The organism is Kitasatospora sp. NPDC001527 (assembly GCF_040298605.1).
Taxonomy (GTDB): Bacteria; Actinomycetota; Actinomycetes; order Streptomycetales; family Streptomycetaceae; genus Kitasatospora.
Genome location: NZ_JBEPAM010000031.1, coordinates 16,051 through 41,920 on the forward strand (window position 1 = coordinate 16,051; position 25,870 = coordinate 41,920).

General features: G+C 75.5%; 20 protein-coding genes and 1 pseudogene. 8 read left to right on the forward strand and 13 right to left on the reverse strand.

What is annotated here, in order from left to right:
* Positions 1 to 15 precede the first annotated feature (15 nt).
* A complete protein-coding gene (locus tag ABT238_RS24960; protein WP_350568917.1) occupies positions 16 to 771 on the reverse strand; it encodes a maleylpyruvate isomerase family mycothiol-dependent enzyme in 756 nt (251 codons plus the stop codon).
* Positions 772 to 899: 128 nt separating this feature from the next.
* Between ABT238_RS24960 and ABT238_RS24965 the strand changes: the two genes are divergently transcribed.
* Positions 900 to 1,658: an acyltransferase gene (locus ABT238_RS24965; RefSeq protein ID WP_350568919.1), complete on the forward strand. Its 759-nt coding sequence runs from the start codon at positions 900 to 902 to the stop codon at positions 1,656 to 1,658.
* Between the two features lie 149 nt (positions 1,659 to 1,807).
* On the opposite strand, the pseudogene ABT238_RS24970 reads toward ABT238_RS24965, so the two are convergent.
* Both ABT238_RS24970 and ABT238_RS24975 read right to left on the reverse strand, forming a co-directional pair.
* A pseudogene (locus ABT238_RS24970) lies at positions 1,808 to 2,341 on the reverse strand (HutD/Ves family protein); the annotation flags it as partial.
* Between the two features lie 33 nt (positions 2,342 to 2,374).
* Positions 2,375 to 3,637 (reverse strand): MFS transporter, encoded by a 1,263-nt coding sequence (locus ABT238_RS24975; RefSeq protein ID WP_350790793.1) that lies wholly within the window; start codon positions 3,635 to 3,637, stop codon positions 2,375 to 2,377.
* Positions 3,638 to 3,753: 116 nt separating this feature from the next.
* Between ABT238_RS24975 and ABT238_RS24980 the strand changes: the two genes are divergently transcribed.
* Together ABT238_RS24980 and ABT238_RS24985 are read left to right on the forward strand one after the other, a co-directional pair.
* Positions 3,754 to 4,932: an ROK family protein gene (locus ABT238_RS24980; protein WP_350569022.1), complete on the forward strand. Its 1,179-nt coding sequence runs from the start codon at positions 3,754 to 3,756 to the stop codon at positions 4,930 to 4,932.
* Positions 4,933 to 5,047: 115 nt separating this feature from the next.
* Positions 5,048 to 6,154 (forward strand): PLP-dependent cysteine synthase family protein, encoded by a 1,107-nt coding sequence (locus ABT238_RS24985; protein WP_350790808.1) that lies wholly within the window; start codon positions 5,048 to 5,050, stop codon positions 6,152 to 6,154.
* 41 nt (positions 6,155 to 6,195) lie between these two features.
* Here ABT238_RS24985 and ABT238_RS24990 read toward each other — a convergent pair whose 3' ends face one another.
* From ABT238_RS24990 to ABT238_RS25035, 10 genes are all read right to left on the reverse strand, one after another.
* On the reverse strand, positions 6,196 to 8,601 hold the full coding sequence (locus ABT238_RS24990; RefSeq protein WP_350568925.1) for a right-handed parallel beta-helix repeat-containing protein: 2,406 nt from the start codon (positions 8,599 to 8,601) through the stop codon (positions 6,196 to 6,198).
* Between the two features lie 246 nt (positions 8,602 to 8,847).
* Entirely contained in the window at positions 8,848 to 9,726 is an 879-nt protein-coding gene (locus tag ABT238_RS24995) for an MOSC domain-containing protein (RefSeq protein WP_350568927.1), read from the reverse strand.
* A gap of 213 nt (positions 9,727 to 9,939) precedes the next feature.
* On the reverse strand, positions 9,940 to 10,737 hold the full coding sequence (locus tag ABT238_RS38825) for a DUF6643 family protein (protein WP_502884326.1): 798 nt from the start codon (positions 10,735 to 10,737) through the stop codon (positions 9,940 to 9,942).
* A gap of 355 nt (positions 10,738 to 11,092) precedes the next feature.
* On the reverse strand, positions 11,093 to 11,554 hold the full coding sequence (mscL, locus tag ABT238_RS25005) for a large conductance mechanosensitive channel protein MscL (RefSeq protein WP_350568929.1): 462 nt from the start codon (positions 11,552 to 11,554) through the stop codon (positions 11,093 to 11,095).
* 137 nt (positions 11,555 to 11,691) lie between these two features.
* On the reverse strand, positions 11,692 to 12,894 hold the full coding sequence (locus ABT238_RS25010) for a DegT/DnrJ/EryC1/StrS family aminotransferase (RefSeq protein ID WP_350790860.1): 1,203 nt from the start codon (positions 12,892 to 12,894) through the stop codon (positions 11,692 to 11,694).
* On the reverse strand, positions 12,891 to 14,435 hold the full coding sequence (locus tag ABT238_RS25015) for a hypothetical protein (RefSeq protein WP_350790873.1): 1,545 nt from the start codon (positions 14,433 to 14,435) through the stop codon (positions 12,891 to 12,893). Before ABT238_RS25015 ends, ABT238_RS25010 begins: the two co-directional genes overlap by 4 nt.
* The gene (locus tag ABT238_RS25020; RefSeq protein ID WP_350568935.1) at positions 14,435 to 15,502 is read right to left on the reverse strand and encodes a GNAT family N-acetyltransferase; all 1,068 of its coding nucleotides are present in this window, start codon (positions 15,500 to 15,502) and stop codon (positions 14,435 to 14,437) included. Before ABT238_RS25020 ends, ABT238_RS25015 begins: the two co-directional genes overlap by 1 nt.
* Before the next feature lie 84 nt (positions 15,503 to 15,586).
* Entirely contained in the window at positions 15,587 to 16,768 is a 1,182-nt protein-coding gene (locus ABT238_RS25025; protein WP_350568937.1) for a glycosyltransferase, read from the reverse strand.
* Positions 16,765 to 18,540, reverse strand: coding sequence for a CpsD/CapB family tyrosine-protein kinase (locus ABT238_RS25030; protein WP_350568939.1), 1,776 nt, complete (start codon positions 18,538 to 18,540; stop codon positions 16,765 to 16,767). Before ABT238_RS25030 ends, ABT238_RS25025 begins: the two co-directional genes overlap by 4 nt.
* 420 nt (positions 18,541 to 18,960) lie before the next feature.
* Positions 18,961 to 20,079 carry a glycosyltransferase family 4 protein gene (locus ABT238_RS25035; protein WP_350568941.1) on the reverse strand — a complete coding sequence of 373 codons (1,119 nt, stop codon included), beginning with the start codon at positions 20,077 to 20,079 and terminating at the stop codon, positions 18,961 to 18,963.
* Positions 20,080 to 20,414: 335 nt separating this feature from the next.
* On the opposite strand from ABT238_RS25035, the gene ABT238_RS25040 reads away from it, so the two are divergent.
* The 5 genes from ABT238_RS25040 (at position 20,415) to ABT238_RS25060 (ending at position 25,863) form a co-directional block, all read left to right on the forward strand.
* Positions 20,415 to 21,548: a glycosyltransferase family 4 protein gene (locus ABT238_RS25040; protein WP_350790924.1), complete on the forward strand. Its 1,134-nt coding sequence runs from the start codon at positions 20,415 to 20,417 to the stop codon at positions 21,546 to 21,548.
* Between the two features lie 104 nt (positions 21,549 to 21,652).
* A complete protein-coding gene (locus ABT238_RS25045) occupies positions 21,653 to 22,336 on the forward strand; it encodes a thiol:disulfide interchange protein DsbA/DsbL (RefSeq protein WP_350568945.1) in 684 nt (227 codons plus the stop codon).
* Between the two features lie 220 nt (positions 22,337 to 22,556).
* Positions 22,557 to 23,471 carry an ABC transporter permease gene (locus ABT238_RS25050; protein WP_350568947.1) on the forward strand — a complete coding sequence of 305 codons (915 nt, stop codon included), beginning with the start codon at positions 22,557 to 22,559 and terminating at the stop codon, positions 23,469 to 23,471.
* Positions 23,461 to 24,660, forward strand: a complete 1,200-nt coding sequence (locus ABT238_RS25055; protein WP_350568949.1) for an ABC transporter ATP-binding protein — start codon at positions 23,461 to 23,463, stop codon at positions 24,658 to 24,660. The genes ABT238_RS25050 and ABT238_RS25055 overlap by 11 nt, the downstream gene beginning before the upstream one ends.
* Positions 24,661 to 24,663: 3 nt before the next feature.
* The gene (locus tag ABT238_RS25060; RefSeq protein WP_350568950.1) at positions 24,664 to 25,863 is read left to right on the forward strand and encodes a glycosyltransferase family 4 protein; all 1,200 of its coding nucleotides are present in this window, start codon (positions 24,664 to 24,666) and stop codon (positions 25,861 to 25,863) included.
* Positions 25,864 to 25,870: the final 7 nt, after the last annotated feature.

Sequence of the window (25,870 nt, forward strand, 5' to 3'; positions counted from 1 at the left end):
GCCCCCGCCCGCCCGTCAGCCGATGACCGCGGCCTCGCGCCACAGGTCGAGCAGCGAGTCGTCCCCGGCGGCGGCCACCCGTCCGGTGCCGCCCGGCAGGCGGTTCCAGAGCAGCAGGTAGAGGTCGCGGGCCGGGCCGGTGAGCGTCAGGTCGGCCGGCCGCTCGGCGCTCTCGACGGTGAGCGGATCCGCGCTGATGGTCAGCAGCCATCGGCCGGGGCCGTCGCTCGCGCTGATCTGCATCGTCCGCGGGCGCTCGCTGCGGACCTTGGAGCGGCCGAGGGTCAGGAAGCCGGCGAGCAGCTCGTCGATGCCGTCCTGGGCGAACTCCGGGTCCACGTGCGGCCCCTCGGCGCCGGCGGCCGCGTCGGCGTCGATCCGGTGCACGGCCGTCTCGTGCGCCTGGCGGCGGGCCCAGAACGCGAGCGGGCTCGGCGCCGGGAGGAAGGTCCAGCAGTCCAGGTCGGCGGGGGCGGCGGTGAGAGTGTCGAGCAGCGCGGCGTGGCCGGCCCGGAACCAGGCGACCAGGTCGGCGTCGTCCGGCTCCGGCCCCCAGGCGGCCTGCTGGCGCTCGGCGTCCATCGGGGCGCTCAGCCGGTCGCGGACGGTGCCCGTCACCCAGCGGTGCACCTGGCCGGTGTGCAGCACGAGGTCGCGCAGCCGCCACTGCGGGCAGGTCGGTACGGGGGCGGCGAGGTCGGTACGGGCGGCGGCGTCCGCGAGCAGGGTGCCCTCGCGGCGCAGGACGTCGAGGTGCGTGGTGATCTCCATGACCGTGAGTCTGGCAGCAGTGGCGGATTCCGGACTCGGTTTTACGAACAAAGTTTCGAGCCGGCCGGGCCGTGTGACCTTGACCGCCTCCTCACCGGGCGGACCCTACGGACCGGTAACGTGAGCGCATGCCGATCACGCGTTCCCTGTTCAGCGCCGCCCGGGCCGGTGGCCGACGCGCCGCGGGCCGGCTCGTCCACCGGGGCTGGCAGTGGGTGCAGCGGGCCGGCGCGGTGTCCAGCGAGAACCCCGGGCCGTACCGGTTCCGCGAGCTGGGCGCCGGGACGAAGCTGACGTTCCCGCTCGGCGCGGTCTTCAACGAGCAGTGGATCACCATCGGCCCGTTCTCGATCATCGGCGAGCGGGTGACCATCAGCGCGGGCTTCCTGCCCGGGCTGGACCTCGGCCCCGAACCGATCGTGCGGATCGGCGGCGGCTGCGTGATCGGCCGGGACAGCCACATCGTCGGCCACCAGTCGATCGTGCTCGGTGACGACGTGTGGACCGGCCCCGGTGTCTACATATCCGACCAGGCGCACGAGTACCGGGCCACCGACCTGCCGATCGGCAAGCAGTGGCCGCGCAACGAGCCGGTGGAGATCGGCTCCGGCAGCTGGATCGGCACCGGCGCGGTGATCCTGCCCGGCGCCCGGCTGGGCCGCAACGTGGTCGTCGCGGCGGGCTCGGTGGTGCGCGGCGAGGTGCCGGACCACACGGTGGTCGCGGGCGCCCCGGCGAAGGCGGTCCGCCGCTGGACGCCGGAGGAGGGCTGGCAGCCGCCGTTCCGCAACGAACCGCCGCGGCCGCTGCCGGACGACGTCACCGCCGCGCAGCTGCGGGCGCTGGCCGGGTGGGACCTGCGGCTGCCGGGCGAGTCGGACGCCTGAGCGCGGCCGGGCCTACGCCACCCCGGTGTTCCGCGGCTGGGCGGACCGGGTGACGCGTCGTGCGGGAGGGCGGGCGCCCCCCCCCCCGCCCCCCCGCCCGCCCGGGGTGCGGTCCGGGAGCGGAGGGTGACGACGGCGGTGGTGCCGTCGGGGTCCAGGGCGTGGGTGGCCGGGGCGGTGAGCAGCGCGGCGTCGTAGCGGGCGAGCGCGGTGCCGTCCAGGGTCGCGGTGCCGGTGAGGCAGACCAGCAGCACGGTGGCGCCGGCCGGGACGGTGACCGGGCGGGGCGTGCCGGCGAGGACGAGGTCGGCGCCGGCCCGGCCGCGCCGGGTCATCACGTTGAAGTCGACCAGCGGGCCGCCGAGCAGCCGGCAGTCGGTGGCCGCGTCGCCGGGGAAGGCGAAGGGGCGCAGCGGTGCGTCGACGACGTGCTCGGTGCCGTCGACGGTCAGCGCCATGCCCGGGCCCTCGACCAGGGTGATCACCCGGTCGACGCCCGGGAAGGCGGAGAACGGCCCGGCGGCGGCGACGTCGGCGAGGCTGACCCGCCAGCCGAAGTCGTCCAGCCCGGAGCCGGCAGGGTGCCCGGCGACCTCCCTGGTCACTCCGCCGCCGTTGCGCCACGGCATGGCCGGCCGGTCGGCGGCGCGCAGGAACCGGACCGGGTCCGTGGTGTTCGTCATGGCGCGATCCTCGCACGGGGCCGGGCCGGCGGTTCAGCGGCGGCGGGCGGTCAGCGGGAGGACGGCGGCGGCGCTCGCGGCGGCGGCGACGGTGGTCAGGGCGAGCGGCAGGCTGGTCGCGTCGGCGAGGAAGCCGATCACCGGCGGGCCGATCAGCATGCCGGCGTAGCCGAGCGTCGAGGCGAGCGCGACGCCCTGCGGGCCGCCGGCGGCGCCGGCCCGGGCGATGGCGAGCGGGAAGATGTTGGCCAGTCCGAGGCCGACCAGGACGAAGCCGGCCACGGCCAGCGGCACCAGCGGCGCGAGCGCCGCCAGCAGCATCCCGGCCGCCGCGGTGAGGCCGCCGAGGAACATCACCCGGTACTGGCCGAGGCGCACCGAGAGCCAGGTGCCGCCGATCCGCCCGGTGGTCATGGCGAGCGCGTAGGCGGCGTAGCCGGCGGCGGCGACCTTCGCGCCGGCGTGCACGTCGTCGGTGAGGTGCAGGGTGGTCCAGTCGGCGACGGCGCCCTCGCCGTACGCGGTGCAGAGCGCGGTGAGGCCGAGCAGCACGACGAGCAGGCGGCCGGCGGAGGAGCCGGTGGAGGCACCGGCGGGGGCGGCGGCGCCGCGCGCGGGGCTGGTGGCGACCGGCCGCGCCGCCGGGCTGCGGAGCAGTGCGACGCCGGCCACCGCGGTGACCGCGAGCCCGGCGGCCCCCGCCGCCGTGAGCCACTGCGTGGCCGTCAGCGGACCGGCGAGCAGGCCGCCGATCGCCGCCCCGAGCAGGCCGCCGAGGCTGTACCCGGCGTGGAAGCTGGGCATGACCGGGCGGCCGAGTTCGCCGACGATCTCGACGGCGGCGCTGTTCATGGCGACGTTGGCCCCGCCGTAGCCGGCGCCGAAGAGCAGCAGGACGCCGCCGAGCGCCGCCACCGAGTGGGTGTGCGCGGGCAGCGGCACGGAGAGCGCGAGCAGGGCGAGCGAGGCGACGGTGACCGGCCGGGACCCGAACCGCAGGCAGAGCCGGCCGACCACCGGCATGGTGGCGACGGCGCCCGCCGAGACACAGAGCAGGGCGAGTCCGAGGGCGCTGTGCGAGGCGGCGACCTGGCTGCGGACGTCCGGGATGCGGACGACCCAGGCGGCGAAGAGCAGTCCGTCGACGGCGAAGAAGGCGGTGAGGGCGAGCCGGGCCGCACCCCAGGAGGCGAAGGAGTGCGCGAAAGGGCTGGGGGATTTCGCCGTGGTGCTGAGAGACTGGGGGGACGGCCGGGTCGAGGGGCCGGAGGGACAGATTTTGTTTCGGAGCGGCACAAAGTAACAATAGGTCCGTGCAGCTCTCACCTTCAAGCCCGAAGCCCGGGACCGGGGCCGACCACGACGCGCAGCGCGACGCCCACCGCCGCTCGGCCCCCGACCGAGGGCGCACGCTGCTCGGCCCCGCGCTCCAGCTCATCCACACCGGCCAGACCCCGACCCGCTCGGCGCTCACCCGCGCGCTCGACGTCACCCGGGCCACCGCCGGCGCCGTCACCGCCGAGCTGGAGGCCCTCGGGCTCATCACGGTCGACTCCCGCCCGGCCGGCGGCGGCCGGGGCCGCCCCTCGCACCGGCTCGCCATCGACCCCGCCGGCCCGGTGGTGGTCGCCGGGCAGATCCACGCCGACGGCCTGAGCGTCACCCTGGCCGGTCTCGGCGGACTGCTCGACCCGCCGGTCCACCTGCCGCTGCCCGCCGCCACCGACCCGGTGCGGATGCTGCGCGCCGTCGCCCAGGCGGGCGCCGAACTCGCCCGCGGCACCGAGCGGCGCTGCCTCGGCGCGGCGCTCGCGCTGCCCAACCCCGTCACCGAGCCGGACGGCACCGCGCTCGCCGCGCTGCACTTCGCCTGGCCCAGCGGCACGCCCGTCGCCGACCTGTACGACGTCGAGGTGGGCCGCGCCGACCACGGTCCGCGCGCGTTCGACCCGCTGCCCACCGCGATCGCCAACGACGCCAACCTGGCCGCCCTCGCCGAGTACCGGCACGGCGCCGGCCGCGGCGCGCGGCACCTGCTGCTGGTCACCTCCGGCCACCGCGGCGTCGGCGGGGCGCTGGTCATCGACGGGAGGCTGCACACCGGCAGCGCCGGACTCGCCCTGGAGGTCGGCCACCTGACCGTCGACCCGCAGGGCCGGCCCTGCGGCTGCGGCAACCGGGGCTGCCTCAACTCCGAGACCGACCCGGACGCGCTGTTCGCCGCCGCCGGGCTGACACCGGACCCGGACCGGCCGCTGCTCGACCAGGCCGGCGAGCTCTGCCGGGCCGCCGCCACCGACGAGCGGGCCCGGGCGGCCGTGGAGCACGTCATCGACCGGCTCGGCCTCGGCCTGGCCGGGGTCGCCAACATCCTCAACCCGGACCGGGTGGTGCTCAGCGGGCTGCACCTGGACCTGCTGGAGGCGGCGCCGGAGCGGCTGCGCGCGGTCGTCGCCGACCGCAGCCTGTGGGGGCGCAGCGGCCGGGTGCCGATCGTCGGCGCCGAGCTGCGGCACAGCGCGCTGGCCGGGGCGGCCGAGCTGGGCTGGCTGCCGTACCTGGCGGACCCGCAGGCGGTGACCGCCGGATAGGCGGTCGATAAGCGGAGCCTGGAGCTTCGCTTAATGTTACTTATCGTGACACTCGTACACTCGTTGTGAGCAATCGGAGGGGGGCTTCCAAGGACTCGCACGAGGAGAGTGGCACATGGGGATCGACCCGACGGCCGACGTCGACCGTTCCGACCCGGAGTACCGGCGCTGGCTCAAGGAGGCGGTCCGCAAGGTCCAGGCGGACGCCAACCGCTCGGCCGACACCCACCTGCTGCGCTTCCCGCTCCCGGCGGAGTGGGGCATCGACCTCTACCTCAAGGACGAGTCCACCCACCCGACCGGCTCGCTCAAGCACCGGCTGGCCCGCTCGCTGTTCCTGTACGGGCTCTGCAACGGCTGGATCCGCCCCGGCAAGCCGGTCATCGAGGCGTCCAGCGGCTCCACGGCCGTCTCCGAGGCGTACTTCGCGCAGCTCGTCGGGGTGCCGTTCATCGCGGTGATGGCCAAGTCCACCAGCCAGGCCAAGATCGACCTGATCGAGTTCCACGGCGGCGAGTGCCACCTGGTGGACCGGCCGGACGAGGTGTACGAGGCCTCGGCCCGGCTCGCCGAGGAGACCGGCGGCCACTACATGGACCAGTTCACCTACGCCGAGCGGGCCACCGACTGGCGGGGCAACAACAACATCGCCGAATCGGTCTTCGCCCAGCTGCGCCTGGAGCCGCACCCCGAGCCGGCCTGGATCGTGGCCACCGCCGGCACCGGCGGCACCTCGGCGACCATCGCCCGGTACGTCCACTACATGCAGTACGACACCCGGATCTGCGTCGCCGACCCGGAGAACTCCTGTTTCTTCGACGGCTGGGTGCACGACGACCCGGACGCGGTGTGCGAGCAGGGCTCGCGGATCGAGGGGATCGGGCGGCCCCGGATGGAGCCGAGCTTCGTGCCCGGGGCGGTCGACCGGATGATGAAGGTCCCGGACGCCGCCTCGATCGCGGCGGTGCGGATGCTGGACCAGGTGCTCGGCCGGAAGGCGGGCGCGTCCACCGGGACCGGGCTGTGGAGCGCGCTGCGGATCGTCGCGCAGATGCGGGCCGCGGGGGAGCGCGGCAGCGTGGTCACCCTGATCTGCGACCCGGGTGACCGCTACCTCGACAAGTACTACTCGGACGACTGGCTGGCGGGCGAGCGGATCGACATCGCGCCCTACCTGGCCGGCCTGGAGTCCTTCCTGTCCGGCGGCGCCTGGACGGGCTGACCGGCGGGCTGACGGGCCGACGGGCCGACGCCGGGTCGGCGCTACGGCAGGCGGGGGGACGGGAGGTCGGCGGGGACGAGCAGCTGGAGGTCCTCGGTGGACGCGTCGGGGAGCTGGGCGATCCGCATGGCGTGCCGCTCGACCATGGTCTCGAAGACCTGGCGGGCGGTGCGGCCGTTGCCGAAGTTGGGGCCGCGCTCGATGCCGGCGAAGTGGTCGAGCAGGGCGCGCTCGGTGGCGTCGGCGAGCGCGTACTCGTGCTCGGCGCACTGGGCGCGGGCGATCTCCAGCAGCTCCTCGGCCGAGTAGTCGGGGAAGGTGATGGTGCGCGAGAACCGCGACGAGACACCGGGGTTGGCGGAGAGGAAGCGTTCCATCTCCGCGGTGTAGCCGGCCACGATGACCACCACCTCGTCCCGGTGGTCCTCCATCAGCTTCACCAGCGTGTCGATCGCCTCCCGCCCGAAGTCGCGGGCGCCGTCCTCCGGCGCCAGCGCGTAGGCCTCGTCGATGAACAGGACGCCGCCGCGCGCCCGGTCGAAGGCGGCGGCGGTGCGGATCGCGGTGGAGCCGATGTGCTCGCCGACCAGGTCCACCCGGGCCACCTCGACCAGGTGGCCGCGCTGCAGCACCCCCAGCGAGGCCAGGATCTCGCCGTACAGCCGGGCCACGGTGGTCTTGCCGGTGCCGGGGGCGCCGGTGAAGACCAGGTGGCGGCGGAGCGAGGGGGCCTTGAGCCCGGCCTGCCGCCGCCGCCGGCCGACCGAGATGAGGTCGATCAGCGTCCGCACCTCCTGCTTGACGGTGGCCAGGCCCACCAGCCCGTCGAGCTCGGCCAGCGCCTCGTCGGCGGGCCGGCAGTCCGGGATCGGCCCGATCACCGCCGCGGCGGGCGCGGAGGACGCCAAGGAGGTGGTGGCGGCCGCGAGTTGGGTGCGCGGGGCGGGGATCTCGGCGGCCGCGGCGGACGCGGGCGGCACGTCGTCCGAGGTGCACCCGTCGACCACCGGTCCGGGCTCGGAGAACTCGAAGCCGGCCCGCTCGTTCTGCTCGGCCCGGCACCGGGTGAGCACCGTGCGGCAGCCGTCGATGATGTGGAAGCCGAAGCCCTTGCCGTGCGAGACCCGGCAGTCCTCGAAGGTGCCGCGGCCCTGGGCGGAGACGTAGACGCCGGCGTCCGAACCGGCCCGGACGGTGCAGTCCCGCAGCACCGGGTCGGCGCCCTTGGTGACGATCACGCCGGTCGCCACGTCGGAGATCTCGCAGCCGGTCAGCACGCCCCCGCTGCCGTGGTCGCGGAACCAGAGGCCGGTGCCCGCCTCCTGGACCCGGCAGCCGGTGAGCGTCACCGTCGCGCCGCCGCTGACCGACACCGCCGAGCTGCGGATCCGGCTGAACGAGCAGCCCTCGGCGACCGCCGCGGAGTCCCGGTCCAGCACGAACAGCGCGTCCGGCAGGTCGTGCAGCGCGCAGTCGGTGAGCGTGAGCCGGGCGCCGTCGCTGACCCAGAGCGCCGGGTACTCGCCGTTCGAGCCGTGGATCTGGCAGGACTCGGCGCTCGCCTCGGTGCCCTGGTCCCAGACCGAGAGCGCCCCGCGCCCGAAGTCCCGCACGGTGGAGTGGACGAGGCTGAGCCGGGCACGGCCGCGCAGATCGGCGGCGTTCTCCGGGACGTCGTGCACCCGGCAGCCGGTGAGCACCAGCTCGGCCTCGCCGTCCAGGGTGAGCCCGTTGCCGGTGACCCGGTGGATCTCGCAGTCGACCAGCCGCCCGCCCGCCTGGGCCTCGGCCTGCACCCCGCTGCCGCGGATCTCGTAGATCTCGCAGCCGGTCAGCTCGGCCGCGCTGCCCGGGTCGGAGAGCAGCACGCCCGCGCCGGAGGCGTGGTGCACCCGGCAGCGCTCCAGCGCGGCGGTCGCGCCGCCCAGCACCGCGAGCCCCGCCTGGCCGGCGGCGGCGACCTCGCAGTCCTCGAAGGCGGCGGCGGTGCCGGCGCCGCGCAGCCGCAGCCCGAGGCCGTCGGGGTTGGCCACCACGCAGCCCCTGAGGGTCGGCCGGGCGCCGCCGGTCACCTCGACCCCGGCGGCCGAGCGGGTCTCCACCCGGCAGCCGGTGAAGGCGGGGGTGGCCTCCTCGCCGGTGACCAGGACGGCCGGGGAGGAGCGGTCGCTGCCCTCGATCACCAGGTCGCGGACGGCCGCCGCGGCGGTGACGGTGAGCGGCACCCCGCCCGGCGGGTCGATCCGGACGGTGCCGGGGCCCTGGGCGGCGACGACCGTCACGGCCTTGTCCACGACCACGTTCTCCCGGAAGGTGCCCGGCCGCACGGTCACCGTGTCGCCCGGTTCCGCGGCCGCCAGGGCCTCCGTGAGCGTGTCGTACTCGCCGGCGCGGCGCCGCCAGCGGGATGCGCTGTCCTGGGTGACCCGGACCCTGTGCTCAGCCATGACGGTCTGTCGTCCCCACCTTCATCGAGCCGGCGATCTGCGGACCGGACGCACGCGGACGCGGCGCGCCCGGACGCGGCGCACCGGGGTGCGCGGGTCGTCCGCCCACCGTAGCGCGCCCGCGCGGGTGCTCCGGTCCGCCCGCGGCACCGCCGTGTGCCCCGGCACCTGCTTCAACGAGCGCGCACACGTCCGGTTCCGGCACGCGGGTGCGGAAACGGGTGCGGAGAAGCGGGGACGGGGACGTCAGCCCCGCTCGTCGGCCGGCCAGTGCGCGCCGCCCTCCAGCACCTCGACCTCGTCGCCCAGCCGCAGCGTGCCGAGCACGTCGCCCTCGACGCCGGCCGGACGCTCCGGGATCAGGTTCTGCCCGAACGCCGCCTTCTTCAGCAGCCGGTGGTGCCGGGCCAGGGTGCGCAGCGGCTCCGGGCCGCGCCGCTCGCCGCTCTCCTGGTCGGTGGTGGTGACGACGCAGCGCCCGCACGGCTTGACCACCCGGAAGGCCAGCCCGCCGATCCGGATCCGCCGCCAGCCGTCCTCCGCCCAGGGCTCGCCGCCGGAGACCACCACGTTGGGGCGGAACCGCTCCATCGGCAGTTCCTCGTGGCCGTCCGGGTGCTCGGCGGCGATCAGCGCGTTGAGCTCGGCCAGCGAGGCGGTGGTGGTGAGCAGCAGCGGGAATCCGTCGGCCATCGAGACGGTGTCGCCGGGGGAGGAGAACGCCGGGTCGACGGGCCGGGCGCGCGGGTCGTCCAGGTGCACCAGCCGGTAGTCGCCGAGGTGCTCGGCGATCCACAGCTGGGCCTCCTTGCCGGCCTCGGCGGCACGGAAGCGGGTGCCCCAGACCTCGACGTCGGCGAGCGGGTCGCCGACCGCGCCGGCGGGGGAGGGGATCTCGGCGCGGGAGCCGTCGGGGGCGGTGAGGACGAGGGCGCCGTCGGCGGTGAGCTCGGTGCGGATCTGGCCCAGGGCGGCGTTCTCGCGCTGGCTGACGAACCGCCCGGTGGCGTCGGCGAGCATCCAGCGCCGGTCGCCGGCCAGGCCCCACGGTTCGACGCGGGCGCTCTCGGGGCTCAGGCGGTACATGGACTTGACGGGGTAGACGTGGAGTCCGGTGAGCTGCATTCCCCCATCCTGCCAGCCGTGTCCGGACCGGCGGCAGCCGCGGTCCGGGGCCGTCGGCACCCCGAACGCGCACGGACCGCCCGGAACGCCGGGTGGGGCGGCGTTCCGGGCGGTCCGTGGATGACCCGTTTCTCCGTACGCCCGGCGGATGTGGGTGCGCCGGGTGGTGCTAGGTGGTGCGGGTGCGGGCCGGGTGGGGCCGGCCCGGAGGTGTCAGTAGCCCTGGGCCTGCGGCTGGTAGCCCTGCTGGAACTGACCGGGCTCGCCGTACGGGCCGGGCCGCTGCGGCTGCATCGGCCGGACCGGGGCGACCGGGGTGACCGCCGGGCGCAGCTGGGCGCCGCCGAAGGACTGGTCGCCGGAGCCGCCGAAGCCGCCGGGCTGGCCGCCCTGGCCGGCGAAGCCCTGCTGGCCGCCGAAGGACTGCGGGCCCTGGGGCTGCGGCACGCCCTGCGGACCGGACGGGCCGCCCACCGGCTGCGCACCGAAGGTCTGCGGGCCGCCGTGGCCGCCGACGAAGGTGTTCTGGCCGCCGAAGCTCTGGCCGCCGGACGGCTGGTACCCGCCGGTGGCCGCCTGGCTGAAGCCGGGGGCCGGGGTCTGCGGGCGCTGGCCGGGCAGGTACGGCTGCGGGCCGCCGTAGCCGGGGACCGGTGGCTGCGGCGCGGCGGCGTACGCGGGCGCGGGCTGCGCCGGGATGTACGCGGTGGCCGGGCCGGAGGACGGCGCGCTGCTCGGGCCGGGGCCCAGGGCGAGGCGGGCCGGCGGCAGGGCGGGGAGGTTGCCGCCGGGACTGTCGTACCCGGTGCCGTACCGGTTGTTCTCGTAGGAGGGGCCGGACAGGCCGGAACCGTAACCGGTCGACAGGGCCGGCGGCAGGGCGGCCGGCACGTTGATGGGCGCGATCTGAGGGACACCGCGCTCTGCGACGAGGCTGTCGTAGATGGGCGTGCCGGAGGAGAAGGACGGAGAGGGGTAGCCGACTCCGTCGTAGGAGCGGGGCGAGGTCATGGGGCATACGGTAAGCCCACAACGAGCCTGCTGAGGAGACTGGGAGGCCGAGCAGTTCGAGTGTTTACACAAGCTTCGCCCGAACAAAGGTCTCGAAAGTAGGAAGAGCGGACATTCCGGCGGCGACTTCCGGCCACTGTCCGGCGGGTCCGAGGGGTCGAACGGGGTCCGTACTGAGGCGCCGAAGACCCGTGTGGTGACGGGACGGTGGACGGTTCGGGGACCGTCGAAGAAACTTCTGCGAGCGGGGCGCGAACCGGCGCATTCGAGCCCCCGCCGGGGGCGCGACGGGGGCTCGTGAATGTTTCGGGAATAAAGACCCCGTCAGGCCGTGAGCGGGCCGGTCGGGGTCGGTTCAGTGCACCGGGGCGGGCTGCTCGGCGGGGCCCGCCTGGGCCGGGAAGCCGGGCCGGCCGGCCACCTCGGAGGTGCAGAACGAGCAGCGCACCGCCAGGACCGGGATCGTGCTCAGGCACTCCGGGCAGTCCGCCTTGGCGACCGGCGCCGGCTTGGCGCCCTCCAGCCTGGCCTGGAGCCTGCCCACCGGCACCACCACGACGAAGTAGATCACCGCGGCCACCAGCACGAAGCTGATCAGCGCGTTGACGAACACCCCGTACGGGAAGCGGGTGCCGGCCACCTCGAAGGTCTTCTGGGTGAAGTCGCCGACCGCACCCGTGGCGACCCCGACCAGCGGGGTGAGGAACGCCGACACGAACCCGGTGACCACGGCCGTGAAGGCCGCGCCGATCACGATGCCGACCGCCAGGTCGACGACGTTTCCACGCAGCAGGAAGCTGCGGAATCCCTTGAGCACCGGGAACTCCAAATCCGTACGGGTGAGGTGGGACGGGACCACGGGCCCCGGCCGGACATCCTGCCGACCGCGCGGGCCCGCGGTCCAACCGCGTTCACCCGATCCGCGTAACGCGACCGAGGGCCGCGGCCGCCCGGTCAGGCGGCGCGCAGGCGCTCCGCGTACGGCTGGATCCGGGCCACCGCCTCGGCGATCCGGCGCACGGTGGCCGCGTCCATCTGCGACCAGAGCGGCACGGTGAGCACCGAGTCGGCGAGCCGGTCGGTGAGCGGCAGCGAGTCCGCCCGGCCGAGGTGGGCGTAGGCGCGCTGGCGCTGCACCGGCGGGTGGAAGTAGCGGCGCGAGTCGATGCCCTCGGCCCGCAGCGCCTCGGCGAGCCCGCGGGCGGTGAGGCCGAAGGCGGCGTCGTCCAGGATCAGCGTGAGGTCCTTGAAGGTGGAGGTGTCGCCCTCCTCCGGCAGGGCCAGGCGCAGCCCGGGCAGTCCGGCGGTGACGGCGGCGAACTCCTGGACCAGCGCGTTGCGGTGGGCCACCCGCTCGGTCAGGCCGGCCAGCCAGTTGAGGCCGACGGCGGCGTGCAGTTCGCTCATCCGCGCGTTCAGGCCGGGGAACAGGGTGTCGTAGTCGCCCGGGTTGCCGTAGTCGCGGGCGGTGCGCAGCCGGCGCGCGAGGTCGGCGTCGTGGGTGGCGACCAGGCCGCCCTCGCCGGCCACCGCGACCTTGGTCGGGCTCATCGAGAACACCTCGGCGTAGCCGAAGTTGCCGACCGGCACGCCCTTGCGGCGGCTGCCGAAGCCGTGCGCCGAGTCGTACACCAGCGGCACCCCGGCGGCGTCGGCGACCTCCTGGAGGCGCTCGATCTGGCAGGGCGTGCCGTAGACGTGGGTGGCCATCAGCGCGGCGGGCCGGTCGGCGGCGGCCAGCCGGGCGGCGGCGTCCTCGGGGTCGAGGGTGATGTCCCGCTCGCGGGCCTCGGCGAACACCGGGGTGCCGCCGGCCCAGTGCGCGGCGTGCGCGGTGGCGGAGAAGGTGAAGCCGGGCATCACCACCGGGCGGCGCCCGTCCACGCCGGCGGCCTGGAGGACCAGCATCAGGCCGGTGGTGCAGTTGGAGACCGCCACCACGTGCGGCACCTCCAGCAATCCGGCCGCCGCCTCCTCCAGTTCGGCGACGGTGCGGCCGTTGGTGAGCTGTCCGCTGTCGAGCACGGCGCCGAGCCGTTCCAGCAGCGCGGCGCGATCGGGCACCTGGACCCGGGTGAGCGGCAGCCCCTCGGGGAAGGCGGGTGTGCCCCCGAGGGCGGCGGGCAGGGCGAGAGTGTCGGTGGTGTCGGTGGTCATGGTGCGGTCGATCCCCCCTGGGACGGTGACGGTGACACGGCTGACGGTGGTGACAGGGCGGGCGGTGGTGCCAGGGCGGGCGGCTCCGCCCGGTGCCGGGCGCCCCACTGCCCGGGCGCGACCCGCCACACCGGTGGCGGACGGCGGCCGGCGGCGGCCCCGCGGCTCGCGGCGGCGGCCGGCACGACCAGCAGCACCAGGGCGAGCGGCAGCACCTGGACCCGCTCGCGGGACAGGATGCCCATGTTGTTGATGGTCGAGAAGGCCCAGCAGAACAGCAGGGTGTAGACGGCGGCGAACGCCACGTAGGAGCGCTGCACGAACAGCCGGGGCAGCCGGCTCAGCCTCGGCCAGGCCCGGATGAACATCACCAGCAGGGCGAAGCACTCCACCGACTGGATGAGGTTCTGGATGTTGGACGCCTCGAACGGGAACGGGCGGAACAGCACGCTGATCACCGCGACCGGCAGGCCCGCCGGGTTGAGGCTGAACTTCGGCGCGGCGTCCTCGGGTGCGGTGGCGTTGATCATCGAGTTGCCCTGGCTGGTGCGTCTGGAGGTCTCCGTGAGCACCTGGCTGACGGCGTCGCCGCCGGTCCCGTCGGTGCCGAAGAAGGTGGAGACCTGCTGGAGCATCAGCACCACCATCGCGCCCAGCACCACCGCGGTCAGGATCGTGCGCAGCGGCCCCAGCGCGCTGACCTGCTGCGGACGGCGGCGCAGCACGTAGGCGACCATCAGCCCGGCCCCGGCCAGCGCGGTGACGTGCGGGCGGACCATCGCGGTGCCCAGCGAGCCGAGCGCGATGCAGGCGAAGGCGCCGAAGCGGCGGTCCAGCAGCCGCGCGGTGCCGTAGGTGGTCAGGCCCAGGCAGAACATCATCCAGGCGTCCTTGCCGATGCTGGACGGCCAGAACAGCAGGGAGGGCAGGAAGAAGACCAGCTTGGCGTACTTGCGGGTGTCCGCCTCCGGGAAGGCGATCTGCAGCGCCCGCCAGAACAGCAGCAGGCCCCAGAAGCCCAGCCAGGAGAAGACCAGGAAGCCGCCGATCAGCGAGGGGCCGGTGATCGCGTAGACGACGCCGGTGACGATGATGATGAAGCCGGTGCCGGCCACCTTCATGCCCAGGTCGTAGTGGATCCCGCCGAAGAGGTCGGCCTGGTCGAGGTAGGCGGCGAGGTCGCTGCCCTTCTGGTGGTACATCTTGGCGTCGGCCGCGCCGCCGTAGAGCACGAAGGCCATCAGGTAGCGGGGGAAGGCGCAGAGCAGCTTGGCGGTCATCGCCAGCAGCAGCAGCCGGAAGACGTCCCGTTCGGGGTTGGCGGCGGCGATCCGGGCGAGCACCGGCGTGCTGACGGCCATCAGCGCCGGGAGGATCAGCAGCGCGCCCCAGGTGTCGTACGAGGTGTGCACCGAGGCGAGCACGAACAGCGTGACGTAGCCGGTGACCAGGGTGGCGGCGACGGCGGACGGCCAGGGGACGCGGCCGAGCACCGCCGTCGCCGTCCCGGTCGCGCCCGGGCCCCTGGGCGCCCCCGGCATCAGAACACCTCCAGGTCACCGAGGCTGAACCGCCAGTCGGCCAGGGTGAGCGGGGTGGGGCCGGCCGGGGTGCGGGCGACGAAGGTCATCCCGGTGCGCGGGGCCCGCAGGTAGCCGGTCCGCAGGGCGGCGTGGGCGGCCTCGGTGCCGGGGGAGAGGTGGGTGGCGACGTGGTCGCAGCCGCTCTCGCGGGCGGCGGCGCGCAGCAGGCGGGCGGCGCTGTCCCGGTCGCCGGGGCGGACGATCACCTCGGCGAGGGTGAACTCGGCGAGCGGGCCGCGCCGCCGGGGCCGGCCGACGGCCAGGCCGGTCAGTTCGCCGCCCCGGTCGACGGTGAGCACCCGGTAGTCCAGGCCGGGGGCCTCGCCGTAGCGCCAGCGCAGGAACTCCGGGGTGCGGTGGACGGCCAGCCGGTGGTCGGCGCTGTCGGCGGCGGCGCGCTCGCGCAGCAGCTCGGCCAGCGGGCCGCGCTCCCCGGCCTCTTCCCGGGCGGCCAGCCAGGCGGCGGCGGTGGGCAGCCGGCAGTCCTCGGCGGCAGGGCGCGCGGGCCCGGCCGGGCGGCGGGCGAGGGCGGCGCGCACGCCCCGGGCGAAGGCGGCGGGCCGCACGGCGCGCACCGTGATCGGCACCCGGCCCAGCTCCTGCCAGCCCATGCCCCGGTAGCCGCGCAGGCTGTCGGCGTTGGGGGTGTTGAACACCAGCGCGGTCTCGTCGGCGACCTGGTCGAGCAGTTCCACGGTGAGTCGGCGGAACACGCCCCGGCCCCGGAAGTCGGGGTGGGTGGCGGTGTCGACCGGGCGGACGGCGGCCACCGGGGCGCCGTCCTGCCGCCACTGCCAGCGCAGGAACAGCCGGACGCCGGCCAGCCGTCCGTCGGGGCTCTCGGCGACCATGCCGGGGCTGGCGCCGAAGGGGTTGCGGTGGTGCTTCCAGGCGAAGAACTCGGTGGTGCGGGTGCCGGTGGGACCGCCCGCCAGCGAGGTGGTGAGCAGGTCGAGCACGGCGGGCTGGTCGGATTCGGCGAGCGGGCGGAAGGTCAGCTCGGCGGGGGCGGGCAGGGCGCTCACGTCCGGACTCGCTCTCCCATCGGTGGTCGGGGCTGTGGGGACACGTCGGTGGATCGGTGTTCGGCCGCCGGACGGCCGGGCCGGTCAGTGCCGCAGGACCCGCGCGTACACCGCCTCGACGGCGCGTTGGGCGCCGGCCACGTCGAAGCGCTTGGCGCGCTCCCGGGCGGCGGCCGCCAGCCGGGCGCGCAGGTCCGGCTCCGCGGCCAGCCGGTCGAGGGCACCGGCCAGCGCGGACGGGTCGCCGGGCGGGACGAGGAAGCCCTGCTCGCCGTCGTCCAGCACCTCGGGCATGCCGCCGACCCGGGTGACCACGGCCGGCAGTCCGCTGGTCATCGCCTCCATCAGCGCGACCGGCAGGCCCTCCTGGCGCGAGCTCAGGGTGAACACGTCCAGGGCGGGCAGCAGTGCGGGCACGTCGGCACGCGAGCCGGCGAACACGACGGTGTCGGTGACGCCCAGCTCGGCGGCCCTGGCGCGCAGTTGGGCGTCCAGCGGACCGGCGCCGACCAGCAGCAGCCGGGCGTCCGGGCGGCGGCGCAGCAGCGCGGCGTGCGCGGCGAGCAGCGTCGCCTGGTCCTTCTTGGGCGTGAGGTTGCCGACCGTGCCGACCACGAACGCGTCGGCCGGCAGGCCGAGTTCCGCGCGGGCGGCGGCCCGGGCGGCCGGCCCCTCGGGGGCGCCGGCCAGGTCCGGGCCGTGGTGCACCACGGTGACCCACTCGCCGGGGCGGCGCCGGCCGGGCGGGATGCTCCGGGCGACGGCGCGCGAGACGGCGATCACCGCGTCGTTGCGCCGGTAGGTCAGCGCGTTGGCCCAGCGGGTGGCCGGGCGGTAGCGCTCCCAGACGTTGTGCTCGGTGTGCACCAGCCGCGGACCGGCCCCCGCGAGGGTGGGGGCGAGCAGCCGGGCGGCGGCGGCCGGGACCGGCATGTGGGTGTGCACCAGGCCGAAGCGGCGGGCGGCGAGCAGCGCGCGCAGCCGCAGCGGCCAGCGCGGGTCGGCCCGGCCCGGGGTGCCGGGGACGCCGCCCAGGCAGTGCACGGCCACCCCGGCCTCGGCGAGCGCCGGGGCCAGCGCGTCCTTCCACGGCAGCACGTAGGCGACCTCGATGCGGTAGCGCGAACGGTCCGCGTGGCGCGCGCAGTTGAGGAGCAGCTGTTCGGCGCCGCCGCGGCCGAGGCCCTTGGCCAGCCAGAGCACCCGGGTGGGGGCGTGCGCGAGGCCGTCCGCCGGTCCGGCCGGGGACCCGTTCGACCCGCTCACCGCTCCTCCGCCTCGCGCAGCAGGGCCGGCTCGCCCTGGCCGCCGTCGTCCTCCCCGGCCGTGCGCCGCGCCCAGCTGGGCGTGGTCCGTCCGCCGCCGAGCTCGCCGGTGCGTGCCGCGCCGCGCTCCACCGCCGGTCCGGCCGGGCGCGGTGGAGCGGCGGGCGGCGGTGCGCCCCGTCCGGCCGTCCCCGTCGCCCCGGTGCCGCCCGCCGGGGTGCGCCGGCGGCGGCCGGAGGGCCCGTAGGTGCCGAGCAGCGCCACCCCGGCCACCGGGACCCCGGTGCGGGAGAGCAGCTCGGCCACCCGGTCGGCCTGTTCCGGAGTGACGTTTCCGCTGCGCACGGTGACCAGTACCGCGTCCGCGTGCTGCACCAGGTCGTAGGCGTCGTTGGCGTGCAGCAGCGGCGAGGTGTCGACCAGGATGACGTCCGCGTGCCGCCGGGCCCGGCGCAGCACCTCGCCGGCCCGCAGCACCAGCGCGGCCGGGTAGGCGGTGGTGTTGCCGCCGGTGATCAGCGAGACCCCGGCGACGTTGGTCGGCCGGACCAGGTCGTCCAGCTCGCCGAGCCGTTCGCCGCTGAGCAGTTCGGCCATCCCGGGCCCGTCGCCGACGCCCAGGTGGGCGTGCAGCTGCGGGTGGCGGAAGTCGCAGTCCAGCACGAGCACCTCCCGGCCGGTCTCGGCGAGCGCGGCGGCCAGGTTGGCGATGGTGATGGTCCGCCCGTCGCGGCTGCCGCCGGAGGCGACCAGGACCACCGGTGCGGGATCGGCGAGCCGGCGCGAGACGGTCTGGGCCGGGTCCCGGTCCTCGCCGCCGCCCGGGCGGGCCAGCGCGTCCGGGCCGGTGAGCAGCAGCGTCGAGCGCAGCGAGCGGTACGCCTCGGCGGCCGGGTCGGACGGCCGGGCGCGCACCAGCGGTTCGCGCACCCGCCGCTGACGGCGCGACAGGTGCGGCACCTCGCCGATCACCGGCAGGTTGAACGCCTCCTCGACCGCGTTGCGGCTGCGCAGCTTGGTGTCCATCCGGCTGAGCATCAGCGCCGCGACCACGCCGAGCGCCAGGCCGAGCACCACGGCGAGGCCGAGCCGCACGCTGCGGCTGGGCGAGGAGAGCAGGTTGCCGGTGCCCTGGCGGGCGTCGATGCTGCCCCACTGCTGGATGGCGTCGGTCTGGGCGCTGTTGGCGAGCTTGCTGATGGTGGTGAGGGTGGTGGTCAGCGAGGTGTTGGCGGCGGTCAGCTTGGGCTGCAGCTTGGGCTGGTCGGCGGCCGAGGACCGGTTGAACTGGGCCTGGATCTCGTTCAGTTGCTGCTGCTGGGCGTCCGCCTGGGCCTGCAGCTTCTTGATCGTCTCGGCGGCGCTGCGGGCCGACTCGTCGCTGTAGCCCTTGATGATCGCCGCCGAGTAGGCGGTGGCCAGGTCGGAGCAGGACTGCTTGGTCGGGCCGGTGGTGGCGATGGTCAGCATCTGCGGGCTGTCGGCGGTGACGGTCCGGCGGGCGATCACCTCGGAGGCGTCGGCGATGCCGAGGGCCTTGGCGGCGGCCGCCGCGACGTCCGCGCCCTGCGCGTAGGAGAGCACCTGGTCGGCGCGGACGGTGTCGCCCGCGCCGGCGACCGGGGTGATCGCGACCTTGCACTTCCATTTGGCGTTGTCCACCGTGTCGCCGGCCGGGGTCAGCAGCCAGCCGACGACCAGCGCGGCCAGCGTGCAGCCGACGAGCAGCCGCCAGTAGCGCCGCAGGACGGTGAAGTGGTTTGCCGGTTCCACCGGTTGGATCCCCTCGCGTTCGTGGTGCGGTGGTGCTGTCAGCGCCCGCCACGCCCCCGGCGGGAGCACGGCGGGTCCGGGTACCGCTGGGGTGTCACGCCCCTGGGCGTGACCGGACGGCCCTCGCGGGCACGGTGGAATCCCTCGGCTGGTGTCGCAACCCGCCCCCCTGACGACTCGCGGCCAACGTCTCGACGACGCGCTCCCCACGGCGTGGCCCGGCTCCGGCGGTGCACCAGGAACGGCGCAGGCCGACCGCCGCCCCCGCCGGTCCCCCTTGCGATGCTTCCCGAGCCCCGACGTGCGGCGCAACCGCTTTGCCGATACTCGTCCGGGAGATCCCCGAGGACCGGGCCCGGACCGCCGGGATCCGGACAGAACGGCCCCGCAGCGGCCCGGCCGGCGGGCGGGAGCGGGTGGTCAGACCGTCCGCAGCCGCAGCGAGCGCTCGTAGAACTCCACCATCTGCGCCGACACCTGGTGCAGCGTGAACGAGGTCAGGAACCGCGCCCGCGCGGCCTTCGACCGCACCCGCGCCGAGGCCCGGTCCTGCAGGGTGTCGGTCAGCGCCGCCGCCAGCGCGGCCGGCCGCTCCGGCGGCACCAGTCGCGCGTAGTCCTCCGAGCCCACCGTCTCGCGCAGCGCCGGCACGTCGGCGGCGACCAGCGGCACCCCGACCCCCATCGCCTCCATCGCCGCGCTGCCCAGTCCCTCCCAGCGCGAGGGCACGGCGAACGCGTCGGAGGCCGCCATCAGGTCGAACACGTCGTCGCGCGGCCCGAGGAAGCGCACCCCGGTCGTCGCCGAGGCCAGCGCCCGCAGCCGCTCGCTCTCCGTGCCCTCGCTGCCGGCCAGCAGCAGCACCGACTCCGGCTCCGCGCGCACCACCTCGGGCCAGGCCTCCAGCAGCACGTCCAGGCCCTTCTGGTACTGCTGACGGGCCGCCGCCAGCACCACCGGCACGTCCGGCGGCAGCTCCAGCGCGGTGCGCACCGCGGCCCGCCGGTCCGGCGTCACCGTGCCCAGGCGCTCCGGGTCCCGCCCGCGCGGCACCACGTCGATCCGCTGGGCCGGCACCCGCAGCCGGCGCGCCATCGCCCCGGCCACGTAGCGGGTCAGCGCATGGAAGCGCCGGGTGCCCTGGGCGGTCGCCGCGTCCACGGTCTGCGCGGCCCGCACCTTCCACGGGCTCAGCCCGCGCGCGTTGCGGTGCTCCGGGCCGTACGACGCGTTGACCAGGCTGGTCACCACCGGGGTGCGGGCGGCCAGCGCGGCCGCCCGGCCGAGCACGTCCGACTCGTACAGCGTCGTGTGCACCAGGTCGGGACGGCGCTCGCGGACCAGCCGGTGCAGGGCGGTGACCGTGCGTCCCCGGGTGCTCCGGCCGACCCCGAACACGTCGGCCCCGGCGGCGGTGAGCTCCGGCTGGAAACCGCCGGGGGAGTCCTTGAGGTAGGCGACGTCGAGCTTCACCCCGGCCCGCACCAGCTGGGGGGCCATCGCCACCAGGCCCTGCTCGGCCCCACCGACCCGGCTCACGCTGTCGATCACATAGAGCACATGCACAGGCCAACCCCCGCCCTCCTGGGCGCGCCCGGTCTCCCGTGCCGGGACGGCACCCTGACTGCCGCTCAGCATCGCAGGTCGCGACCGGCACCCGCCAGCGATTCGGCCACACGGGGAGGCCCCCGACGGGACGGTGCCGAACCGTGCGGGGGCGGACGACAGCGCTGAACGGGGCGCGCGGACCCTTCGAGGGGCGCACGACGGCTCCCGTCCGGCGCCTTTCCGGAGTACCAGCGCCGTCGCGCGGACCACCGCCGGGTTGCGCGAAGGGGTCGTCCCAGGCCGGAGGCTGTGCCAAGGTCGTTCCCATGCCTGAAGCGACACCGGTCAGGACGACCGGAACCCGCCCCCGCATCCTCCACCTGATCACCGATCCACGCCGTCGCGGCGCGCAGAGTCTCGCCCGCGACCTCCACCGCGAACTGCGCCGCCGGGGCCAGGCCTCCGCGCTGCGCGCCCTCGCCCCGCACCCGGACGCCCACCCGGACGCCCCCGACACCCGCAGCACCACCGTGCTCGGCCCCGGCCGCCTCCACCCCCGTACCCTCGGCGCCCTGCGCACCGCCGCCCGCACCGCCGACCTCGTCGTCGCCCACGGGTCGTCCACCCTGCCCGCCTGCGCCCTCGCCCTCGCCGGCACCCGCACCCCGTTCGTCTACGTCTCCATCGGCGACCCCCGGCACTGGACGGCGGGAGCGGTCCGCCGGCTGCGCACCGGCGCCCTGCTGCACCGCGCCGCCGCCGTCACCGCCCTCGCCGACGGGGCCCGCGACCTGCTCGTCGAACGCTTCCGGCTGCCCGCCGCCAGCGTCCGCACCATCCCCAACGCCCGCTCCGCCGACCGCTACCCGCCGGCCCGCGACGAGGCCGAGCGGCGCGCCGCCCGGCAGGGCCTGGGCCTGCCGCCGGACGGCCTGCTGGTCGCCTGGCTCGGCGCGATCGCCCCCGAGAAGCGCCTCGACCTCGCCCTCGACGCCCTCGACCGGCTCCCCGACGTGCGGCTCGCCGTCGCCGGCGACGGCCCGCAGCGCACCGCCCTGGAGCGACATCCGGCCGCCGCCCGGGCCCACTTCCTGGGCACCCTCGCCGACCCGGTCCCGCTCTACCGGGCCGCCGACGCCGTCCTGCTCACCAGTGACAGCGAGGGTGTGCCCGGGGTGCTGATCGAGGCCGCGCTGGCCGGCCTGCCGGCCGTCGCCACCGACGTCGGCTGGGTCAGCTCGGTGGTCCGGGACGGCACCACCGGCGCGCTGGTCGCCCCCGGCGACCCGTCCGCCCTCGCCGAGGCGCTGGCCACGGTGCTGGCCGGGGACCGTGCCGGACTCGGCGCCGCCGCCCGCGCCCACGCGCTGGCCCACTGCGAGCTCGACGTGGTGGCCGACGCCTGGCAGAAGCTGTTCAGCGAGGTCTGTGCCCGCGGCGGACCGGCCGGACGCGGCTGACGCGTCCCGGTGCGCCGGGCCGGGTGCGCTTTTCGAGCGAATCCCGGCCCGACGCACCGGGACGACTGGCTGCCGACCCGCCGTCACGCGTCACACTCCCCGGTGTGAAGTCGATCCTTCGAACCACCCTGCTGCTGGCCGTCGCCGCCGGGATCGCCGCGTCCCCCCTCCAGGCCGCCGCCGCCAGCCACCAGCCGCCCCGCGAGGGCTTCCCGTTCTCCCGCCTCGACACCATCCAGCCGGTGCGCGAGAACGCCCGCACCGAGGCGCTCGAGTTCTTCTGGTACGACTGCGGGCACTCCCAGGCGCTCGAGCAGCCGCTCCAGGCCTGGACCGAGCGGCACCGGGACGACGTCGACCTGCGCCGCGTCCCGGCGATCTGGCAGGGCAGCCGCGAGGAGACCGCGCAGCGCGGCCACGCCCGGCTGTACTACACGCTGGAGCGCCTCGGCCTGGTCGAGCGCCTGCAGACCGAGGCCTTCCGGGCGGTGCACACCAACGAGCAGGACGTCACCACCGAGGAGACGGCCGCCGCCTTCGCCCGCGGCCAGGGCGTCGACGAGCAGCGCTTCCGCGAGGCGTACCGCTCGGAGGAGGTCGCCCGCGCGGTCGACGAGGCCGCCGCGCTCTTCGTGCGCCACGGCATCAACGAACTGCCCACCGTGATCGTCCAGGACGAGTTCCGCACCTCGCCGACCAACGCCGGCGGCGTCGAGGCGATGCCCGAGGTGATGGACCACCTCGTCGCCCAGGACCAGCAGCGCCACCCGGCCCACACCCTGCACTGACCCTCCGTCACCACCCCCCCGTCCGCCCCGGCGGGTCGGCCGCTATCGGTCGACCCGCCCCTTTTCGGTCTCCTCCCGGGCCGTGATCCGGTGACCTTCACCGAACCGACCCCCGGCAGCCACACTCTGTGCCAGAGTGGGCCCGGGCCGCGCCGCCGACGGCGTCAACAGCCGCTGTGACGGGCCCACTTCTCGATACCGCCGGTACCGGAGAGGGCAGGTGTCCGTGGGGGGACAACGCGCGCCGCTCGTCGACGAGCGCGACAGCCAGACAACGCAGGCCCCGGAGCGGCGCCCGTCGGCCGCCGACGGGCCGCCGCCCGAGCTGATCTTCAAACGCCGGCTCCGCCCGGCCCAGGTGGCCCGCGAGCTGTGGGGCGCCCGTGAGCTCGTCCGCGCGCTCGCCGAGCGCGATCTGCGCGCCCGCTACAAGCAGGCCGTGCTCGGCTTCGCCTGGGCGGTGCTCACCCCGCTCGCGCTGTGCGCCATCTTCACCCTGGTGTTCCGCCGCGCCGTGCACGTCGAGACCGAGGGCGCCGCGTACCCGCTGTTCGCCTACGTCGGCCTGATCGTCTGGCAGTTCTTCAGCAACACCATGAACCAGGGCGCGCTGAGCCTGGCCAACAACCTCAGCCTGCTCAACAAGGTGTACTGCCCGCGCGAGGTCTTCCCGCTCGCCACCATGCTGGTCGCCACCGTCGACATGCTGATCGGCACCGCCGTGCTGGGCCTGCTCTTCCTGGTCTTCTGGACCGCCCCCGCGGCGACCTTCCTGTGGGTGGTGCCGCTGCTGGGCATCCAGTTCGCCTTCACCTACGGCATCGCCCTGGTCCTGTCGGTGGCCGTGGTGTACCTGCGCGACGTGCGCCACCTGCTGCCGATCATCACCCAGATGGGCGTCTTCGCCACCCCCGTCGCCTACCCGCTGGCCCAGATCCCGGAGCGCCTCCAGGAGGTGTACGTCGGCGTCAACCCGCTCGGCGCCGTGATCGAGGGCTACCGCAACGCGCTGCTGTACGGCCGGGCGCCCGACGCCGCGCTCACCACGATCGCCGCGGTCGCCTCGGTGGTGTTCCTGGTCGGCGGCTACCTGCTGTTCAAGAAGCTGGAGACGGGGATCGCCGATGTCGCCTAGCCGGACCCTCCCGCTCGGGACCATCCGCACCGAGCAGGTGTGGAAGCGCTTCAAGGCCGACCAGCAGCGGATGCTGCTGCGCGACAAGGTCGACTCGCTGGCCCGCCGGCTGCGCGGCGAGAAGGGCGAGGACTGGCGCTGGGCGCTGCGCGACATCTCGATGCACGTCGAGCCGGGCGAGTCGGTCGGCCTGATCGGCTCCAACGGCTCGGGCAAGTCCACCCTGCTCAAGATGCTGACCCGGGTGATGTACCCGTACGGCGGGGTGATCGACGTGCGCGGCCGGATCGGCGCGCTGATCGAGATCCGGGCCGGCATCCACCCCGACCTGACCGGCCGGGAGAACATCTACCTGTTCGGCGCGCTGCTCGGCCTGCGGCGGCGCGAGGTGGCCACCCGCTTCGACGACATCGTCGAGTTCGCCCGGCTCGGCGGGGCCATCGACCGGCAGGTGAAGTTCTACTCCTCCGGCATGCAGATGCGCCTGGGCTTCGCCGTCGCCGCCTACCTGGAGCCGCACGTGCTGCTGGTGGACGAGGTGCTGGCGGTCGGCGACGCGGTGTTCCAGCAGCGCTGCCTGGACCGCATGCGCGAGGTCGCCGAGCAGGGCACCACCATCGTCTTCGTCTCGCACGACCTGCCCGCCGTGGAGTCCATCTGCCGGCGCGGCATCTGGCTGGAGCAGGGCTCGGTCCGGGTGGACGCCGGGATCAAGGAGGCGATGGCCGGCTACCGCGACTCCATCGAGGCGCAGTCCGAGGCCGGCGGCCGCACCGGCGAGCCGATCCAGCTGCTCAAGCACGAGGTGCGCGGCGAGGACCGGGAGAGCCTCACCACCGACGAGCCGATGACCGTCGAGCTCACCCTGGGCGGCGACTACCGGGGCGACGCGACCCTGCACCTGGGCGTCAGCGAGGGCACCTCCAGCCCGATCTTCCAGATCAGCCACGAGATCCGGCTCACCGGCGGGGACCGCCGGGTGGCCTGCGTGATCCCCCGGCTGCCGCTGCCGCGCGGCCGCTTCACGCTCTGGGCCGGCGTCTACAGCATCGGGAAGACCGACGGCGGCACCCTGATGAGCTGGCACTCGGTGGGCCAGTTCGACGTGTTCGGGCCGATGCTGGACTCCCCGCCGCGCGCCGTCGTGCTGGCCGCGCCGGTGTTCGTCCCGCACCACTGGGAGGAGTGAGGCGTGCGACCGGTCCGGGTGCTCGTCCATCTCAACAACCTGGCCCTGGGCGGCGCCCAGCTGAACGCCGTCGACATCGCCCGCACCCTGCGCGACCGGGGCCACGACCCGGTCCTGTTCGCCCAGGGCGTGGCCGGCCCGGCGCCGCTGGTCGACGTCGCCGCCGGGCACGGTCTGGACGTGGTGGTGGCGGGCGGGCCCGACACCCCGCGCGCCGAGGTCCGGCGCCGGCTGGGCCGGCTGGCCGCCGAGCACGGCAGCCAGCTGCTGCACGCCTGGGAGGTCCGGGCGGCCCGCAACGCCTACTTCGGGCCCGGGCGGTTCGGCCGGCTGCCGGTGGTCACCACCTTCTACGGCATCCGGATGCTGCGCGGCCTGCCCCGGCACCAGCCGCTGGTGCTGGGCCTGGGCGCGCTGATGGGCGACGGCCGGGCCTTCGGGCACCGGGACGTCAGCCTCATCGAGCCGCCGGTGAACACCGCCACGGACGCCCCCGGGCTGGTCGACGGGGCGGCGTTCCGGCGCGAACACGGCATCGCGGACGACGAGTTGCTGCTGGTCATCGTCACCCGGCTGGTGCCGGCGCTGGAGAAGGACGCCGGCGCGGAGCTCACCGTGGACGCCGTCCGCCGGATGGACGACCCGCGGGTGCGGCTGGTGATCGTCGGAGCCGGCCCCAGCCTGGAGCCGCTGCGCGCCCGGGCGGCCGCCGCCAACGCGGAGCTCGGCCGCCCGGCGGTGCTGGTCCCGGGGCAGCTGGCCGACCCGCGCCCGGCGTACCAGGCCGCCGACATCGTCCTCGGCATGGGCGGCTCGGCGCTGCGCGGGCTCGCCTTCGGCAAGCCGGTGGTGGTGCACGGCGCGGCCGGCTACACGGCCGTGCACGAGCCGGGTCCGCTGGTCGAGCCGCACGCCTCGCGCTGCATGTACGGCTTCGGCGACGGCTCGCGCGCCCCCGAGGCGCTGGCCGGCCGACTGCGCGGGCTGCTCGACGACCCGGCGCGCCGGGCCGAACTGGGCGCCTGGGGGCGGGAGTGGGTGGTCGGCCGGTTCTCGCTGGAGAGCGTCACCGGCGCCTTCGAGGAGCTCTACGCCCGGGTGCTGGACCGGCCCGCCCGGGCGGTGGGCTGGCTGAAGGACCTGGAGCAGATGACCCGTTACGAGTTCACCAAGCCGGCCGCGCTGCGGCTGCTGGGACGGTGACGCCGCC